The sequence below is a fragment of the Pseudomonas atacamensis genome, from assembly GCF_017167965.1.
Lineage (GTDB): Bacteria > Pseudomonadota > Gammaproteobacteria > Pseudomonadales > Pseudomonadaceae > Aquipseudomonas > Aquipseudomonas atacamensis.
Genome location: NZ_CP070503.1, coordinates 282,150 through 298,688, shown reverse-complemented (window position 1 = coordinate 298,688; position 16,539 = coordinate 282,150). Strand labels below are relative to the sequence as shown.

Here is a 16,539-nt window from a genome sequence, read left to right as displayed (position 1 = left end):
CCAGGAGAATCTCAAGCTTTGGCCTTTGCCTTCCTCGGCTTCAAATACTTCATCAACCCCTGAAACCACATCACCAGCGCCGGGTTGCCCTTGAGCTGGATCGACTTGTCCTGAATCCCCTGCATAAACGCCAACTGCTTGTTCTTCGCCTGCATCGTGGCAAAGCCATAACCGGCATCTTTAAACGCAATCGCAAACGCCGGCTCCGCCACCACGCCAGACTTGCTGGTGATGCGCTGATCCTTGACCACGAAATGCCGCGCCACTTTCCCGTCCAGCGTCTGCAACTGAAACACCAGATCCTTGTCACCCAACTGCTGCTGGAACGCAGGATTTGTCCGGCTGGCCTTACCCATCAACAAACCCATCATCCACAGAAGAAAACGAAATTTCATGCGCACAGCCTCAAAAGGAAAATGAACGGCCGGGGCAGTGTAAGGGATTCGGACGATAACGCCAGTATTTGAAGCTGTTGGAAGAGGATGCAGACCATTTCCCGCACGATGACTGCCAAGTCACGATTCTACGTTCACCCCTGATCGTTCCCCCGCTCCGCGTGGAAACGCATCCCGAGACGCTCCGCGTCTCACCGCTCACCTTTCCTACACCTGTTGAAACACATCCCTGTAGGAGCCGGCGAAGCCTACGATCTTTTGATCTTCCGGCCCGCGAATCCATGGGAAATTTCCTGCGAAGTGCGGGGCTGTTCGTGAACTAGGCGAGCTTGAAGATCACCGATAGGCTTTCTGCGTCATCGGCTATTCGGTGACCGGATGTGCAAGTCCGAATTCGGGAGCAATTTCTTCTTACTCCAAGGGATTTACACCGATGACCAATTCAACTGCCAACACCGAGGACACCTCCCCCTACGAATCCTTCGATTCAAGAAAACTACATAAAGCCGCCGAACGCGCCCTCAATCACCACTTCGGCAAATCCGACCTCCCTCAGGCCCCGCGCCGTGAAGGCTTGTTCAGCCTGAACCCGGACATCGACGCCGAAGCCCTCCTGGCCAACGCTTCGGAAGACCTGCTGTCTATCAGTATCATCGCTGCGGATCTTGCGGACGACATAGATGGCTCACGCCGCTCGGTTGCATTGGCATTGAGTAGGATGGCGGACGGGGTCAGATTGATGGTGGAAGGGACGCTTGATCACATTGAAGTGCGGAACCTGGCTGCCAAGTTTTAGCGAGATCCGCGGATGATAAAGAGGGGGCGTTGAGCACCCTTTCTCGATGATCCCTGTCTTACCACCGACAGCCTGTCTCTGGAGATGCATCCATGGTGATGTCTTGTTCAAATGAATACTTATTTCCGGATTTGTAGTTCGTGTAAGTCATCCCGTAAATTCGAGCACCCTGGCTGACCATTTCATATTCGCCTGTCAGCGAGTCTTCGGACACTTCTACCCAAGTTGTCGTGAACTGAGAAGGCCGCCCCTCTGCCATGTCTTCCTCTTCGACACTCCGATAGACAAGTGGAATGACCTTTCGGGACTTCGTGTACTTGACCCCTGCTCCGCTCCACCGTGAGACGGTGTCGTAATAGGATCGAAACTCGAAATTGATGTTCTTGCCTTCCAACGAACGGAAGCAGGAAACCTCGGTGGTAACCTCACCTAGGGCAGTCAGCGGTATTAGAAGAAGCGCAGAAATAAACGCAAACGACGATTTCAAACCGATCATTCCTTAGCGACTTATGGGCAATTGAAAGTGCTTTTCTGCGAACTTTACGGGAATAGGGCCCGAATCATTTCTTGGAGAGTCCAGCACAGCGCTCACCCACCCTCGCCGGGATCTTCGAAACCTTCCCCGCTTCAGACATTCGCGATGCGTATTGCTTGTACGCCGCCACCGCCCGCTCTTTATCGTTCACGGCCCAATAACTGTCAGCGAGATTCAGGTAAGCAACCGTCCTGTTTGGGTGGTTGGCAATCACTGCATTGAGCAACTCAATCGACTCAGCGTAGTAACCCGCCTCGCCGAGCAGAAAACCGAGGTCGTTGGACCAGCCGGGACGCTGCGGGTAGTAGTACTTTGCGACGATATAGCTATCCGGGGGACAAGTGTCATGCGAGCCACCGCCCATCAACGCGGAGCTCATCGTATCCTTGAAGGAAGAGTCATCACCCTTTCGGTAGGCTGCCAGCGCCATATCCAGCAAATCAGCCGAATTGACGGTCATCAATTTCTTTCTAACGCCCTCAATACTGCCAGTATGAGCAACCTGCAGCTTCTGCAGCACTTCACGCCCATCGAAAGAAGCGAGAGTGACGGGGCCCAGTGTCTGCACCGGCAACTCCACTGCGCTAACAAGCGACCGGTCACAGGAGTCGTTATTCGCCACCTCCAGCAGAGCTTTCAGCTCAAACTGCTTTGAACCTCTGTTGAAGGCGAACAACAGGTTGAAGTTGTAAACCGCGTTATCTTCCTCGCTGGTCACCAGCGCGATGTAATCCCCAGCCTCAACGAACGGCTGCTTGACCACAGCTTCCTCAGCCTGCGGATCAATGACAGTCATGACGCCAGGGCGACCTTTGAGTACATGGACGCTGAAGACACCTTGAAGCGCAGACGAGTACTGACTCTTGATCAGAGGCAGCGCCTTCGACGTATCGAGCAATATGTCCTCATTACGTGCCTGCACCGGCGCAATCAACAACCGGTTGGAGGCCTCGTCCGCATCTCCTGCCAGAACAAATACGTTTTGCCGTGATGCATCACCCAACAAGCTAGCCGGAATTTCCTTGAGGACTTGGGGCGCAGCAAGCGCGGGAGAACCCGGTACAGCGAGACAACAAGTTAGAGCGCAGAGAACGCTCTGCAATACGCGTTTCACTTTCTTCAATCCTTGATTCAATCAAATGATGTCCAAATACGTCCCAATTGAGCCCCGATTAGGCACCGGGTTCAGGCGCGCCGCATTTCAGCTCTTTGATTTGCTCGTTCTTGATCGGAATCACACAAGCAAGGCGCTTCTCTCCGAGCCCACGAAGCTCCGTCAAACTGAGCGTCACGTGCAACCCATCCTCGGCAAACACATGATCCTCAAACCCGGCATCGGCATAGTCCGTCCAAAATGCCTTGCCCTCGAAACTGCAAAACCGCTTGGAGGACAGCACTCTCCAACCGCCGTTGGGCGCCAGTATCTGGACCGTCAGACATGGGCTGCCAAAGGTGCTGACATAACGTGCCACGACATCGCCGAAGCGCTGGGAGCTGGACAGGTACACCTTGTTGAGATCGACCACATTACCCGGCTCATCAGCGACGATTGTGTCCAGGTAAGCAGCACGTTCCAGACTCAGTCTGGCCATGCAGTTGTTGATCGTCGTGACATGCGCTGCCACCCCAGGCTCGATTTCCGTGGCTTCAAGCGGGCACGTGGTGTCGCGTAGCTTGATCCAGGCGCGCTGGGATTCTCTGGCCATGGCGACCAGCGCCTTACCCTGCTCAGGATCGCGCCGCTGTTGAGCCTCAAACCGTCCCAGCAGTTTCTTGTAGCTGGCATTGAGTTGCGTGTCGGCTTCTTTGCGAGCTGCCTCCACACACCGATCAACCTGGGCGCTGACGGTGATTTCTTTGCAGTCGTCCTCGGCCATCGCGCAGGAGGCAAACAGGCATCCAAAGGACAACGCGATAAAACGCGCAAACATGTTCAATTTTTCATTCCCTGAATGACGGATCGCTCAACGACACGTTGAGGTATTTTCTGCGCCTTGCCGTCGGCTCTCATCGCGTCGCGGTACTGGCTGTAATAGCGCTGCGCTTCATCTTTGCGATCAAGGCGCCAGAGCGAGTCGGCAATGTTCAACATCAGTACCGTGCGCTTACCAAAGGCCTCAACGCCGCGATAAAACTTCAGCGCCAACTCATCTCTACCGCCCTCGGCCAAATAGAAAGCCAAGTCGTTGAAAGCTTGAACATCGCGCGCCGGTGGATGACAAGCCATATAGGACTCTGGACTTATAGTGCGAAGATTGAATTTGAGTTCTTCCACGCGAGATTGCGGCATCTCAATATTTGAGACCTGCTTCAATAAGTCCTTTGGAGACGGCGTCTGCATGACGAGGTCAGGCGCATCCTCTTCCCCGGAAGCCCACCGATTGCCCTCCCACTTGCCGTAGCAAAACCTGGCTGCGTGCTGACTGAGCAAGCAACCGGTCTCCATCGAAATGACCCCGCAACCAGTTTCCTCAGTCGGGATTTCTTCACTCTCCTGGCCAATGACAGCGCCATACAGAGTCTGAAGGAGGAGCAATGTTTTCTTGTCGGGACTTAGCCAAGCCTCATGCGTTTCAGTACCCACCGCGGGTACATAGAGGGGAAACATTTTTCCATTGGCGGTAAACGAGGCGACCGCCGACTCCGCAGCAGGCCTGCCCCATGTCTTGTCATTCAGCGTCACTAAGTGCCCGCCAACCCCCACGATCTGAATATTTTCAGACAAGGCATTGGCTGAAGCTAACAGGCCCATGACAAACATCAACCGCTTAAGACTGCCCGCGAGAAGACGGATCATCCACTCACTCCTCATCCATCGGCGACGACTCCACGTCGGTCATGCTCAGCAGCCGGAATTCGTTTTTCACAAATTCGTAGTAACGGTCCCGGTTACCACTTTCCAAAGCACTCCCTTGGGCATCTTCTTCGCCGTCGAGCGTGATGCCGGACACGATGATCAAGCGACTATCGGGCTGGTAAGCCATGCCGAACGTGCTGCCGTCGTAAGCATTCGGCAGACCGCCAACCACTTTACCGGTCTGGGCGTCCAGCACTTCGCCACAAATGGCGCTACCGCCACAACCGAGCCTGTGCAGGATGTAATGGCCGGCGAAGTTGACCTTGCCTTTCAGGGCTTGCACCCGTGCCTGATCCATCATTGGGCTGCTGTTTTCTTGCGGCACCAGTTTATGATTGGGGCCGGTGAAAACTGGCGTGACGGTGTAATCCTTGAAGGCTGGATCGGCAGCGAATGCCATGGACACGGCAGCCAATATCAAGCTGCCGAGAAGAAGCGAAAATCCTTTCACGCTGTAGCTCCGTCGACGTAATGCATTTTGGGGATGTTCATTCGAAGGCAATGCCGCGCACCGCTTTCTTGATTTGCTCGAACCCTTCGTTGCTGATCGCCAGCGGGGCGGATGAACCCGATACCGCCGAGCCAATCAGCACGTCTTTGCCCCTCAGCAGGCAAAAAGCGACGCGGGTTATGTGCCGTCGTGACTTGTCGTGGAAACCGAAAATGAATCCCGAAGAGTTCTCCCCGCCCCATTGCTCAAAGGTATAGGTGTTCGCACGACCGGCCAGCGAATTGGGCACCCAGCCCTGATCGGTAAGGGTCGCCGGACACCTGCGGTCGTTGTCGTCACGCAGGATTTGCACCGCAAACGCATCGTCTTCCGGGGGTTTCCAGTCGGTGAGAAGCGAAAAGTACTCCGAGTTTTCACACATCAAACCAAACCACGGCTGGCTCAGGTCGCCGTGTTTCTCGAAGTGCCAGTCGGCACCACTCGACGTCTGCGCTTGCCACAAGCCAGGGGCGCTGGACGGTTTTGGCAGTTGTTTGGCTGCGATAAATACCGAATAGAAATCGTCGAACTTCAGCCATTGGTTCTGCAGCAGCGGCATGGAGAACCGACACGAATTCATGTCTACAACTGTCTCGGTCGGGCCTTGCGCAACCGGCGATTGGCCGGGCTCGTTACCGACCAGTACAGGAGCTGCGGCAGTCACATAATCCATCTGTAAAAACGCGACCAGACCAAAGATCAATTCGCGGAGGCATCGTAGTTTCACGTCACATCCTTCGAGTTGATCAATTGCAACTCACCATCCCGATACAACACCTCACACCCCACCCACGCCGGATCCACCTGCGGCATCACCGCCGATGGCTTGCGCAACTCACGCAACAACGTCGAGCCGTGCGACAGCCGCCCACCCATCCGTGCAATCACCGCCCGCGCCGTTTGGTAATGCGCGTGACGCCCCGGATCGAGGCTGTCTTCAAGCAAAATATCCTCGCCCAGAATGCCCTGCACCTGCCCCGGATAAATCATGAACCCGGTGGCCAGCTCCGCACCTTCGCGACCGTCCTGCCAAAAGCTGCCATCGCGGGTGCGCACATCGGGGTGCGGTGCAAACCAATGTTCGCGATCCGCCAGCGGCATGGCGTGGTGCAGGCGGAAGAAGATGCGCATCAGGTTGTCGCGATACCACTCGCGTACTTGCAGGTAGTAACCGCGCAGGCCCGGCAGGCCGGTCGAATGCGCGAGGCGGATGAGCCCTGACCATTGCGGGAATGCCTGTAACGGCAGCTCAGTCGCCGTAGGTCGAGGCGTAGCGGGATCGGTCTCCCACGGCAATCGATGCGGACTGTTTTCAAGATTGTCATAAGCGGTCGGCGGGCGCCCAAGCCAGTCGCCGCCACTACTGGCCAGCGCCGTGGCGATGCACAGATTGCCTTGCACCACGAACACGTAAAACCGGGTGAACCAGTCTGCGAGTTGTTGACCATCGGCAGCTTGGGCGACGAGTTCAGCCAGTTCCTGATCAAAGCGCTGCAAGCCATTTTCAAGGCTCAGCAAATGGCTGCGAGCCTTGCGTTGCATGCGCAAAAACAGCGGCAACGAACGCAACATCTTCAGTGGCTGCCACGGCAAATGCGGCGTCGCACCACCGACTTCACCGGCGTAGTTATCGGCGCTGATGCCCCAGTCGGCCAGCCGGGCAAGAAACAGATCATTGTTGATGTAGGAAGCGCCGCCGAACACGGCAGTGAACGGCTCGTTGTCCTGCAACACCCGCGCATCCCAACGCGCCATGATCGCCGGAATACTTGCCGCTGCCCGGCGTTGGGCGTATTCCACCAACACGCTCGGTTGCGGCGGCAGGATCTCGGCGATATTGGCGGCGGTCAGGTGGCGGCGCCAGCCGTAATCGCTGATCGGCCGGTATTGCAGCAGCCACAGTTGTGAGCCGTCCCAGGCCCATTCGACGTCGCCGGGCACGTAGTGGAACACGCGCAGCACGTCTTGCAGAAAGCACCACAACAGGTCTTCGGTCAAGCCGTGGGATGGAGTGAACGTGCCGCTGCGCCACGCATCGCCGAGTCGCGAAAGCGTTGCCCGTGTGGGGCTGACGTGACCGTCGGCGAGCGATTCGAGATGGCCTTCAACCCATTCCAGTTCTACCGAGAGATGGCGCACGAACGCGATCCCGGAAACTAGCGGCGTGATGAAGCGCTGCACCACCACTTCCTCGACGCCTTCGGCCGTGAGTTCGGCGATGCGTTTCGGCACATTGGCGGACGGCTCGCGCAGATAGGTCGTGCTCAAACCGGCATTCGCCGAATCGGCCTGATCTTCGTCATAACTGGAGGAGCGCACCGCCCAGGTCACATCAGGTTGGGCGGCGAGAAATGCCGGCAGACGCGGATCGGTGCAATCGTTGAGGGTCAGCGCTGCCGGTACCGCTTGCCGCGCCAGTTCAGCCAGGCGCAAACGCCCGCCCTTGGTGTGCGCGACAAACCCGCGCTCGCCCGACTCCAGCCACTGCGCGAATTCGGCGGGCGAGTCGATCCACGGGTAATGGCCCCAACCGGGTTTCAAGCTGATGGTCAGATCAGCGCGGGCGAGAATCGCCGACCATGCCGCCGCTTGCTCGATGCCGAGCACAGCGTCCTGATCACCCCAAACCAACTCGACCGGATCGGTGATCCACTCCAGCAGCGGCAGCGCAGTGTCGGCGCGAATCAGATCCCAGTGCGGCACAAACGCACGGCAGCGCGCATAGCCGGCGCCCATGCGCTGGTACTGCGCAGGCGTCCAGGTCTGGTTGGAAAACTTGCGCGCGAACAGCCTGGGTTTGTTCGACAGCAGCCAGTGGATGGTTTTACGAATCGGCAGTGGCGACATCAGCGCCGGCAACCGCCGCTGCCAGAGAAACGCCCCCACCGGCGCCAACAAAACGCTGCGGGAAAAGTGTCCAGGCCGACGTTGTAACGCGTGCAGCACCAGCAACGCATTGACCCCGACCGCCATGATCGCGCTGCCCTGCTCCGTCATCGCCAGCAAGGTCTGCGCGTAGTCCGCCAGATCCTCGCAGGGTGGCTGCGGGTTGGCGCCGAAGCCCGGCAACTCCAGCGGCACCACGTCGTAGCGCTGAAAGTGCGGCAGCGCGTCATCCCACCAATCGGCAGCGCTGCCGTTGCCGGCCAGCAGGTACATCAACGGCTTGCTCATGAACGATCCTCAGATCAGATCGCGCAGAGCGGCGTCGAGGGTTGGATAGCGGAATGTGTAGCCGGCCTCGGTCAAACGCTCCGGCACCACGCGCTGACCATCGAAAAACAGCTGCGCCATCTCCCCCGCCATTGCACGCACTGGCGCGGCGGGAATGTGCAACCACACCGGACGCTTGAGGACCTTGCCGGCCTGCTCGGCGAACGCTGCCTGACTGACCGTTTCGGGCGCGACAATGTTGTAGGTGCCACGCAGAGTGTCATCGTTGAAAGCCCGCGCGATCACCTGAAGCACATCGTCGCGATGCACCCAGCTCATGATCTGCCGACCGTCACCCATGCGCCCGCCGAAACCCAGGCGGAATGGCAGCAGCAACGGCGTCAACGCACCGCCGGGGCCGAACACCACGCCGAGACGCAGCACTACCTGACGCACGCCAAACTCGGTGGCCGGTTGCGCGGCGGCTTCCCAACGCGCGCAGAGTTCGGCCATGAAGCCGTCGCCCTTGCTGGCGTGTTCGTCGAGGCTTTCGCTGGCATCGCGCACGCCGTAGAAACCGATGGCCGAGGCTTGAATCCATAGCGAGGGTTTCTGCTTGGTGTTCTTCAGCCAGGTCATCAACGCTTCGGTGGTGCCGACTCGACTGGCGAGCAGTTGTGCCTGACGCTTGGGAGTCCAGCGTGGGCCGGCGACGGGCGCGCCGGCGAGATTTATCAGTACGTCGAAGGCTTCGTCGTGGCTGAGTTCGCTGAGCGAATACACGCAGCGGACGCGGCCGTTGAATAGATTGGCCGCGCTCAATGGATCGCGCGTCAGTACGCTGACCGAGTGGCCCGCGTCGAGTAATTGATTGACCAAGGTTTCACCGATGAACCCGGTGCCGCCGGTGATTAGCACACGCTTGAAAGCGCCGCCGGCAAACGGGTTGGATTGGCTCGGAGTCTTTTCTGAAGGGGATTTCCGGCGGTCATGCCGATACAACCAGAACAGCGGCGGCAACAACACCAGCAACGCAAAACCGTCGAGCCACAAGTGCGACCAGACCTGTTGTTGCGCCGAAAGCCACATGTCCTGCGGCGCCCATAACAGGATGCCGGCGCTCAACCAGCCCCACACTGCCGGGGCTTTCAAGCGATTGCCCAAGTGCACCAGCGCGAGCATGTACAGCGAATAACTTTGCAGCGTCGCGCCGAACAGCGCGAGCCACCAGACTTGTTGTTCGTGGCCGGCAGTGGGTACCGGGTCGGCGCCCCAGAATGCGAGTTCGAGGGTGTGCAGATAGCCGTCGAGTAAACCGGAATGACCGGCCCAAGTCAGGGTAAGGCCGGCGAGAATGTGCACGATTGCGGCGGCGTATAGCCAGAGCACTAACGCTGGGCGAAGGGAGTTCGAGGGGGCTGGCATTCCGTGTCCTGAGCGCATTCCTTGGGGGTGGGGAGTTTAAAGGAAAATCGCGGTCGTCAGATGCTCAAGAATTAAACCTTTAAGCGCTGCGGATTCTGGCTCAGCGCATATGAAAACGCGTTAGCCATGATGGCGGAACGCGTTTGATCACATCGAGGTGAAAAGGCGTCGGGCGCTGTAAACGCCCTTTTTCACTCAACCGCACTAAAAGCAGCTGCTGGCCACTATCGGTTCGGCCACTTCGGACTGAAGTCGCTTAATCGCATTGATGCCCGAGTCGTTACCTTTGTCGGCAGCAAGCTGATAACAGGCCAAGGCGCGAGGAGTATCTTTCTTTCCTAGATCGCCGCTTTTCCAATAATCGCCTAACGAAACGAATGCATGGGTTGATCCCATGGTGGTAGCACGAATCAACTCTTTTTCAACGTCCAGCGGGCGCTGGCAGGGTCCTGAACCGGCCAATTCATTGCCAAAACAATAGAAGCCAGCCAACGACTCAGCACCGCTCGGCGAATCAACGGCTGCTGCCTTGAAAAGAGCCTCAACTTTGCCGTATTCCAATTGCGGGGCCATACCCGACAGACTCAGCCCGGCCGCAGCCGAACTAGATATAGGATCGCCTGAAGCGGCCGCGCACAGGTAATTTTCCAAAGTCGCCTCAAAAAGTTCTCCTGTCAGTCGGTATTGCTCAAGGCCGCCCAAGCCAGCAAATCCTTGTCCGCGCTGCCAACAGAAATTCTCCGCACGACTCATTTTCCGAGTACTGGCTACAGAAAGCTCTTTATCAGGAATCGACCAGTCCTCAACCCCATCAAGCGTCCAGCAGGACCTCCGCGAAAAGTTGAAAATCTTGATATTGCTGTTGCCGGCGCGTTTATCCACAACGTTAACGTGGCGGTCATCCACCTTCTCGATCTCTATTCCTTCCACTTTCCCATCGGGCACAGCCACCATTAAGGGAAACGCCATATCGCGTCCCACCTCCGCAGTAACGTAAGTCACAATCCGCCCTATATCCGACGTCCCCTTTAATACCAGCAGCTTCACGGCCTGCGCAGTTAGTCGCTTCTGCGACTCGACATTAGCGGAGAATGCTGGAAGAAACTGTGCAAAGTCTTGCGTAGAGCACGAGCCACGTCCAATTGTCGGGCCACTCCCGGTATCGGACGCGATATTGTCCAAAAACACTGAACGGTCGCGACTCATACTGGCGATGCAATTGTTCACCGCTGACACATGCGCCGAAGAGCCCGGTTCCGTCTCCAACGCATCGACCTGGCAATCGGTATCGCGCAGTTTGATCCAGGCGCGCTGAGCCTCCTGAACCGTTGCCTTTTGGCTCGCCGCAAGAACTGGATCCGTTTGATACCCACCCTCGAGCCGAACCATCAGTTCTTGATAACTAGTATTCAACTGTTTATCTGCAGCAACCTTGGCACTCACAGAACATCTTTCCCTCTGAGAGTTCGTAGTGATATCGGCACATGCATCGTCAGCAAATGCATGCCCCCCCAACAGAGATAAACCACCAATCAGCACGGCGGGAAGCACCGGAATAAGATATTTACTCAAGGCAAAGTCCAACAATATTTTGCGAAAGTGTATTTTTAAGTCGTGCTTATTCTTCAAGGGAGATAGCCATTTTTAGAGTAGATCCATTCAGATAAACGACTGCTTCGCGCCCATTAATATCGACAGGGGTAGGATTCTGGATCATTCCTTCATCACTAGCCTTCGCAATTTTTGTTAACGTCTTATCCGCAACATTGGCACGCCAAATAGTTTCATCACCGTTCTTGAAATAAAACGTCGGCCGTGACTTGCTCCAAATCGGAGCATATATATTCCAACCGGCCTCGGGCCGACCAGCCTGCGCTATCGTTTCATACCCTGAGGTGTGCGAGTAGTACGCTTGCAATTTTCCATACTCACCACCCCAACCGAATGTCAAACCACTAACAGCATTTTCATCAGTATTTGGCCACTGCTGGAACAGCAAACTGCTTTCCAATGGCGGAGATTTTGAACCGAGCTTATAAACCATCCCCCGCAGCTGATTCTTAGAGAGTTGCTGTCGATAGTAAAACGCCCCATCAAAGATTCCCGCAAACCTTTTCCCTTCGTCGTTTGAACCCAAACTCAGAGCACCATCAAAACCGATATCTTTCGCAATCGTGTGCAATACCGGCCTGTCGTTGCGATCAACGTACTCATATAGATTACCCCGGTACGCAATCATCGCCGCATCAAAATGCCCTTCAAACACGATGACATGCAACATGCCTGAAATTGTTTCAGCGGAGATCAAAAATCGTTCGACAGCCCCTTTTTCATTGGGAAGCCATGCTAAATCAATGACCTTCCATGAGTGCTCAAACTGTGTGTACGGCTTATCACCCAACATTAACTTAATATCTTTCTGAGTTGGTCTAGGCGCAATAGAAACCGGTGTGAGAAAGCTTATCTGCTGAACATAAGCTTCCTCTAAACACTCTACTGACTCACAAGAATTACGCTCCGACTCAAGCCAGTCACTTTCGATTAATTGAAAAACCCGCCGACTTCTTATCGACTTGAAGACTTCACTTAGCTTTTCATCCATTGCGGACAAGGAAGGAGAACGACAAATTTGCCTTTCTACGTCCGTTGAAGCTTTGCCACAGTCGAAACTCGCAGAAAATGCCACCGAACTGAAAAGCAAAAAGGCTAACGGTAAAAAGCTAGGGAGCGAATATATATTTTTCATTGATTCACGCTATTAGGCATTGATCTTCGCGAAGCGGGTTGCGAGATGCTTGGGGCGTTCATTTATCCGCTGCTTCATTTGTTACCCTCTTTGCCAATGCTCGACGACATCAACATCCACCCGCATCGCCACACTGGAAAAAAGGGGACAGACCACGTTTTTGGGTAATTACAAAAACCGTGATCTGTCCCCATTTCCCACCCATTTCCCACCCATTTCCCACATGGTGGAACGTGAGTTGGATCATCTGGAAGAGTTGATAGCGGCGAGACAGGAAGCGAAAACGTAAACGGAACGAGGGGGGACGGATTAAGTTGCCAGCCCGTCCCCCTACCCCGCTGTATCTACTAATTTTTGCTCGGTGTCATAGCCTCAAATGAAGATCTAATATCAGATAACTTAGGATCACTTTTGAGGTTTGACCTAGGCACGCATGCAGAAAATTTGACCGTTGCACCTTTCACGCCTTTCAACCCATAGAAACAGTCGAACCACAGCCCCTTTTTTCTCACCGAGTACTTACTCTCAGCTGCAGCTCTGTCTTTTTCAGAGTCCCAAAGCATAAAAGGGGACATTAATACTCTGACTGCGGCGGAGCCCGACGCTGACGAATGAGCAAGATCCACCTCTCCCGTTTCTGACCCTTGTTGCAAAGCTTCATCCGCAGCATAGCTGTATTTATATTTACCATTGCTATCAAAGCGGCCAGATGCATCTAAGCTTTTTTCAAACTCGACAGGCTCAATTAAAAAGACATTCTCCTCTGTCAAAATATCTGGCCTCAAGCTTACGTTCGAGACCAGTTCTCCATAGCAAATACCATCTTCAAGTTTTACGTTCAATTTAAAGCCTGGGATGTCTGGAATTGAAACTCCACACATAACCAGAGGATGTGACTGAGCCACCGACAAAACTGTGGCTAAAGACAACCCAAAGAGACGAATCAATAATTTTTTCATTACAAGGACCTTTTATGAAAAGCACTCGGCGGTGTAGACACTAACTCTGAAAGAAAATAGTAGGCATGTTTAAAAAAGTGGCGACGTCTGGCAAGGTGAAGAGAAGCCCTGTTTATTTGCCGGGTCAAAGAAAGAACTTTCGTGTCTGCCGCTGCCAATCCCGCTGCGGTACTTAGCTCTGTTCCGCTAAGTGCGTCAGCGTCTCTATGTATGTTTTTTACACCTCTTAGAACCCAAGAACCAGCGAGGGTCCTTTCCCTTAAATCTTCTTTTACCCAATAGTATCCAGCACTATCACAGGCGTTGTCTGCTACGTCCGAAACGTCCAAATGGGCCATACCAGAAACGAAATTCTTACCTCGATAGGTACCGTATTTCGAGTAGAGTTCACGCCCAGTCATTTGAATAACCCCTCTCCCAATATATTTAGGGCCATCGCCAGGACTACAATTACCGATAGGAGATAAATTATGTATCCCTGCCCCCCACTCTGGAACAGCTCGCTGAATGGTAGAAAAAAGGGGACAGACCACGTTTTCGGGTAATTACTAAAACCGTGGTCTGTCCCCATTTCCCCCGTCTCCAAGTTCAAAAACCCCCGAAACTGACTTGTTACCCCCACCAACATCTATAGTAATTCGCGAAATCGTACCGTCATCCTCTTGACTAACACCATACGAATCGCAGATTCCATCCCCATTCAGGTCAGCCTCGCAGCTAGAACTCGCTTTGACTACTGACGCCAGGAGCGCGAAAACTAAAAAAGCTACCACTCTCATTCTACGCCCCCCTCAAGTGAAACTATGCGCGCTTCGGCGTATTGTTTAGCCGCTGAAAATAAAATCGACAACAAAGGGGACAGATTTATTTGGGCTCAACGATAAAACAAACGGATAAATAAATCCGCCCCCCTTACCAGCCCCCTTTACCACCTGACTTAAATTGCCAATGTGGTGACGACTAGATGACGGTGAAGCAGGAAATAAAACCGCAAGAAGATACACAGGACGGATTCAGCTAAAAATGAACCGCCCCGTTTTCTCTATTGCCGCGCACGCAACTTTTAATGTTTTTTATCCTGCAGGCTAAAGTAATTTTTAATGCTCGCCGCGTCTTTATAAGCACAGACCACTTTATTTCCCGTAACCAGATCTGCCCCCTCCATACAATTATCTAAAGCTGGGTCAGGCAAATCGCCAATAAAATAAAGCAAGGATACACCTCCACCATCTCTCCTTATTGGGAACTCCATTACCGAATAAGCAAAACCGTCAAATGCCGAGTTCGACAATTTTCTTTTTGTCAATACAAACATAGACTTTCCGGCTCTCGCAGGGGACTTCCACTCGTAGAAAAATACAGAAGCGATCTGATCCCCCTCAACCTTCCAAACATAGTTTAGAGAGGGTTTACCGGAGCTCAATGATGAGTAATATATCTCAGCATCGGCAACATGCTCTTCTTTAGCTATCGCCTTCAGACTATTTTTCAAAAAAAATACAGCGATCTTTTCTTCGCCCAAAGAGGCTACCACCGTAGGATGGAATTCACCTATTGTGGGTGCGGCGTCCCCAAACACATCGGACGCTACGAAACCAAAAAATACATACGGAATAAAATGTCGCTTAAATAGAGTTAAATATTTTTTCACCTTTATATATCCTTTTGAGGAAAAAATGGAACAGACCACGTTTTTCGGGTAATTACTAAAACCGTGATTTGTCCCCATTTCACCCCCTGTGGGACGGACTAAAAAAATCCGTCCCTTTTCCTTGATAAATAGATCTGTCCCTTTTATTCGTTTCTCTCACTATCCCGCCACGAAATCTCACTTAAAATCTTCAGCACTTTTCGGGAGCGACTCAACACCCTTTAACGCCTTTCGATTTATGAATGAGTAGCTTCCTCTCTCACAAGATTTTCTAGAAATAAGCTGTCCATCTTTTAGAACAGTTAAAAAACCTCTATATGCCCGCGAAACAAGATATGTATACCTTCCATTATAAAATTTTATTATATTCAAACTCACGCTACCTTCAGAGGCATTAACTACATAAAAACGGCCTTTGGGAGGAACTTTACTTTGTGGATATAGAAGCTCTATTTTTCCAGGTACACCATACCTATACTGCACATAACCGGAGTTCGGATTAACATAAGGAAACCGGGGACAGACCACGTTTTTTAACAATTACTGAAAAGTGGTCTGTGCCCATTTCATTTATTAAACCTCTACTCCCCTGACCAATACCAAATCGTATCGCCCCATCGCGAATCATCTACATTCGGCATAATTTCGCCCTGTTTGAAGTATCGCCGAGAGTTAGCTTGCGCGGGAGTAAACCAATAACCCTGTTTACTACATGGTTGCCCCGAGTCAACACGACCAACTTGTGAGATGCTGGAGCCGGTATAGTTTCTAGCATACTCAACCAAGTCCTTCGGATAAACCATATGGTCTATTTTGCTATCATCAATCCCATAAAGAAATGCAATAGCACCTGCTTCAAAGGCCCAGTAACCAACGTAGCTACCATCATCACCATCAATACTTAAATGCGAGTCGTGCCAACTCGCCTGGAGCTCACCAAAAGATTCATACCACTGACCGCAATATTCATTCAGAAGCTTAGATGCTTCGGTTTTGCTAGAGGCATAAATTGATCTGATCAGCTTCGTATATACTGGGTGAAACCACTCATCTATATCAGCCCGCCCCGCCAAGTTTTTACGTAGCAAATCTTCGTACAGCGTATCTTCACTACTAAAGCCTGCTGCATCTGTCAAACTTACAAACCTGGCCAATAGATCATTCCGATGCAACAGGATGCACAGGCTGGCCACCTGAACAAACTCCTCAAAATCTGCTGGAGAATCTTCAAGATCTAATGGCGATATATTCGGCACACCCTCATACTCAGCCAAGGCATTTTGATACACCTCAAAATTTTGCACGACTCTTTCAAGCGGTTCAAACAACTCTGAAATAGGTTCGCCAGCTGTATACCTGATTATCAAAGCGCCGAGTGAATCCTGTTTAACCTCAAAGGCTTTCAAAGATGCTTCCTGGCCTGGAAAATCCTCTTCCAGATTGTGCGTACTCCAATACGATTCCGAAGCATCATAAAAGCCCACAAGGTTTTTATAATATGCCTCTGTAATAAACGGCTGCCTTCTATTCAT

General features: G+C 53.2%; 15 protein-coding genes. 1 reads left to right on the top strand and 14 read right to left on the bottom strand.

Going from position 1 to position 16,539, the window contains the following annotated elements:
* Positions 1-11: 11 nt before the first annotated feature.
* Positions 12-395, bottom strand: a complete 384-nt coding sequence (locus JWU58_RS01340) for a hypothetical protein (RefSeq protein WP_007920327.1) — start codon at positions 393-395, stop codon at positions 12-14.
* Positions 396-828: 433 nt separating this feature from the next.
* Between JWU58_RS01340 and JWU58_RS01335 the strand changes: the two genes are divergently transcribed.
* Entirely contained in the window at positions 829-1,191 is a 363-nt protein-coding gene (locus tag JWU58_RS01335) for a DUF6124 family protein (RefSeq protein ID WP_206421380.1), read from the top strand.
* A 58-nt stretch (positions 1,192-1,249) separates the two neighbouring features.
* On the opposite strand, the gene JWU58_RS01330 is transcribed toward JWU58_RS01335, so the two are convergent.
* The 13 genes from JWU58_RS01330 to JWU58_RS01270 all read right to left on the bottom strand — a co-directional run bounded on the left by JWU58_RS01330 (position 1,250) and on the right by JWU58_RS01270 (position 16,539).
* The gene (locus tag JWU58_RS01330; RefSeq protein ID WP_206421379.1) at positions 1,250-1,687 is read right to left on the bottom strand and encodes a hypothetical protein; all 438 of its coding nucleotides are present in this window, start codon (positions 1,685-1,687) and stop codon (positions 1,250-1,252) included.
* Positions 1,688-1,751: 64 nt separating this feature from the next.
* Positions 1,752-2,840, bottom strand: a complete 1,089-nt coding sequence (locus JWU58_RS01325) for a tetratricopeptide repeat protein (protein ID WP_206421378.1) — start codon at positions 2,838-2,840, stop codon at positions 1,752-1,754.
* A 58-nt stretch (positions 2,841-2,898) separates the two neighbouring features.
* Entirely contained in the window at positions 2,899-3,657 is a 759-nt protein-coding gene (locus tag JWU58_RS01320) for a lysozyme inhibitor LprI family protein (protein ID WP_206421377.1), read from the bottom strand.
* A gap of 2 nt (positions 3,658-3,659) precedes the next feature.
* Positions 3,660-4,523, bottom strand: coding sequence for a tetratricopeptide repeat protein (locus JWU58_RS01315; RefSeq protein ID WP_206421376.1), 864 nt, complete (start codon positions 4,521-4,523; stop codon positions 3,660-3,662).
* A 4-nt stretch (positions 4,524-4,527) separates the two neighbouring features.
* Positions 4,528-4,983 (bottom strand): hypothetical protein, encoded by a 456-nt coding sequence (locus tag JWU58_RS01310; protein WP_206422155.1) that lies wholly within the window; start codon positions 4,981-4,983, stop codon positions 4,528-4,530.
* 88 nt (positions 4,984-5,071) lie between these two features.
* Positions 5,072-5,776, bottom strand: coding sequence for a hypothetical protein (locus tag JWU58_RS01305; protein WP_241196145.1), 705 nt, complete (start codon positions 5,774-5,776; stop codon positions 5,072-5,074).
* A 20-nt stretch (positions 5,777-5,796) separates the two neighbouring features.
* Positions 5,797-8,247 (bottom strand): alpha/beta fold hydrolase, encoded by a 2,451-nt coding sequence (locus JWU58_RS01300; RefSeq protein WP_206421374.1) that lies wholly within the window; start codon positions 8,245-8,247, stop codon positions 5,797-5,799.
* A 9-nt stretch (positions 8,248-8,256) separates the two neighbouring features.
* Positions 8,257-9,651, bottom strand: a complete 1,395-nt coding sequence (locus tag JWU58_RS01295) for a TIGR01777 family oxidoreductase (RefSeq protein ID WP_206421373.1) — start codon at positions 9,649-9,651, stop codon at positions 8,257-8,259.
* A gap of 204 nt (positions 9,652-9,855) precedes the next feature.
* Complete coding sequence (locus JWU58_RS01290) at positions 9,856-11,223, bottom strand: lysozyme inhibitor LprI family protein (RefSeq protein ID WP_206422154.1); 1,368 nt, start codon at positions 11,221-11,223, stop codon at positions 9,856-9,858.
* A gap of 46 nt (positions 11,224-11,269) precedes the next feature.
* A complete protein-coding gene (locus JWU58_RS01285) occupies positions 11,270-12,397 on the bottom strand; it encodes a lysozyme inhibitor LprI family protein (RefSeq protein WP_206421372.1) in 1,128 nt (375 codons plus the stop codon).
* A gap of 347 nt (positions 12,398-12,744) precedes the next feature.
* Complete coding sequence (locus tag JWU58_RS01280) at positions 12,745-13,356, bottom strand: hypothetical protein (protein WP_160768003.1); 612 nt, start codon at positions 13,354-13,356, stop codon at positions 12,745-12,747.
* 1,063 nt (positions 13,357-14,419) lie between these two features.
* Positions 14,420-15,007 carry a hypothetical protein gene (locus JWU58_RS01275; RefSeq protein WP_206421371.1) on the bottom strand — a complete coding sequence of 196 codons (588 nt, stop codon included), beginning with the start codon at positions 15,005-15,007 and terminating at the stop codon, positions 14,420-14,422.
* Positions 15,008-15,588: 581 nt separating this feature from the next.
* Positions 15,589-16,539 (bottom strand): PoNe immunity protein domain-containing protein, encoded by a 951-nt coding sequence (locus tag JWU58_RS01270; protein ID WP_206421370.1) that lies wholly within the window; start codon positions 16,537-16,539, stop codon positions 15,589-15,591.

Bases quoted from the DNA above. Each gene is read 5' to 3' on its own strand.
- JWU58_RS01315 (WP_206421376.1), bottom strand. From the start codon at position 4,523: ATGATCCGTCTTCTCGCGGGCAGTCTTAAGCGGTTGATGTTTGTCATG.
- JWU58_RS01320 (WP_206421377.1), bottom strand. From the start codon at position 3,657: ATGTTTGCGCGTTTTATCGCGTTGTCCTTTGGATGCCTGTTTGCCTCC.
- JWU58_RS01335 (WP_206421380.1), top strand. From the start codon at position 829: ATGACCAATTCAACTGCCAACACCGAGGACACCTCCCCCTACGAATCC.
- JWU58_RS01285 (WP_206421372.1), bottom strand. From the start codon at position 12,397: ATGAAAAATATATATTCGCTCCCTAGCTTTTTACCGTTAGCCTTTTTG.
- JWU58_RS01310 (WP_206422155.1), bottom strand. From the start codon at position 4,983: ATGGCATTCGCTGCCGATCCAGCCTTCAAGGATTACACCGTCACGCCA.
- JWU58_RS01270 (WP_206421370.1), bottom strand. From the start codon at position 16,539: ATGAATAGAAGGCAGCCGTTTATTACAGAGGCATATTATAAAAACCTT.
- JWU58_RS01300 (WP_206421374.1), bottom strand. From the start codon at position 8,247: ATGAGCAAGCCGTTGATGTACCTGCTGGCCGGCAACGGCAGCGCTGCC.
- JWU58_RS01280 (WP_160768003.1), bottom strand. From the start codon at position 13,356: ATGAAAAAATTATTGATTCGTCTCTTTGGGTTGTCTTTAGCCACAGTT.
- JWU58_RS01340 (WP_007920327.1), bottom strand. From the start codon at position 395: ATGAAATTTCGTTTTCTTCTGTGGATGATGGGTTTGTTGATGGGTAAG.
- JWU58_RS01330 (WP_206421379.1), bottom strand. From the start codon at position 1,687: ATGATCGGTTTGAAATCGTCGTTTGCGTTTATTTCTGCGCTTCTTCTA.
- JWU58_RS01295 (WP_206421373.1), bottom strand. From the start codon at position 9,651: ATGCCAGCCCCCTCGAACTCCCTTCGCCCAGCGTTAGTGCTCTGGCTA.